Raw genomic sequence first — 946 nt, forward strand, 5'->3', positions numbered from 1 at the left:
AGGACCCCCCACCGCCGAGTGGTCAATCTGTGTGGGATAACCACGAGTTATCCCACACAAATTGACCACTCAGCGAGCGTTGAGGTCCCCCTCCCGGCCTCGCCACGGGTCAGTCGGCGCTACCGGCGAAGACCCAGTCGCCGCCGGCGCTGACACCGACGGCGAACGCGAGGTAACCGCCGCTGCGGCGCATGGTGTTGACCTCACGCTGCGTGTACATGCCCGACGTCACGAGTTCCCGCCACGCCGAGGCCTTCTTTCTGCAGGCGACGAGCCGTGTGCGCTGCCCTGGCCGGTACAGGCTGGGGGTCAGTCGCCGGCGATGTCGAAGACCCAGCGGCCGCCCGCGCTGACGCCAACGCGCCAACCCGTGTAGCCGATCCCCGAGCGTCGCATGGCGTTGACCTCACGCTGTGAGTACATGCCCGAAGTGACCAACTCCTGCCACGCGGCGTCCTTGTTGGCGTGCAGCCTCGTCGCCACGCGCGGCCACACCTTGTAGGTTGCGAACTCGGTCTTCGAGGTGCCCGGCTTGATGGTCAGCGCCTTGGCCAGGTACCAGTAGCGCCGCTCCTGGCGGTCGGGGATGGCGAAGGCCTGGGCGGGCGTTTGGAAGCCGTAGGACAGGTGGGTCCGGTCCTTCGTGGCGCGCCAGACCAAGGCCCTCTTGTCGCAGTCCTTGGCGTCCGTCTGCAGGCGACGGGCTGTGTGAACGGCCCTGCTCGGGACGTTGAGCGTGTTGACCTTTCTGAAGGTCTTGCCGCTGGTCGAACAGCGCGCTGCCGTCGTGGACGTGGCGGCGGCCCCGGCGGCCGGGGCCGCGGTGGCGCTGGGCGTGGCCACTGCGAGTGCGCCCCCGACAGCGAGCGCAACGGCGCTGAGCGCGGACAAGGTGGTGGTACGACGAGACATGTTTCCCCCTGTGTGAATCGTGCTGGCTTGTCCC

Annotated in this window: 1 protein-coding gene; it reads right to left on the reverse strand. The window is 68.2% G+C overall.

Going from position 1 to position 946, the window contains the following annotated elements:
* Window positions 1-309: 309 nt before the first annotated feature.
* Window positions 310-912, reverse strand: coding sequence for a hypothetical protein (locus KD1_RS13425; protein WP_068402724.1), 603 nt, complete (start codon window positions 910-912; stop codon window positions 310-312).
* Window positions 913-946 lie beyond the last annotated feature (34 nt).

This window comes from Kribbia dieselivorans NBRC 106261 (assembly GCF_001552435.1).
Taxonomy (GTDB): domain Bacteria; phylum Actinomycetota; class Actinomycetes; order Actinomycetales; family Dermatophilaceae; genus Kribbia; species Kribbia dieselivorans.

Excerpts from the sequence above, each read along its gene's own strand:
- KD1_RS13425 (WP_068402724.1), bottom strand. The coding sequence starts at position 912 with ATGTCTCGTCGTACCACCACCTTGTCCGCGCTCAGCGCCGTTGCGCTC.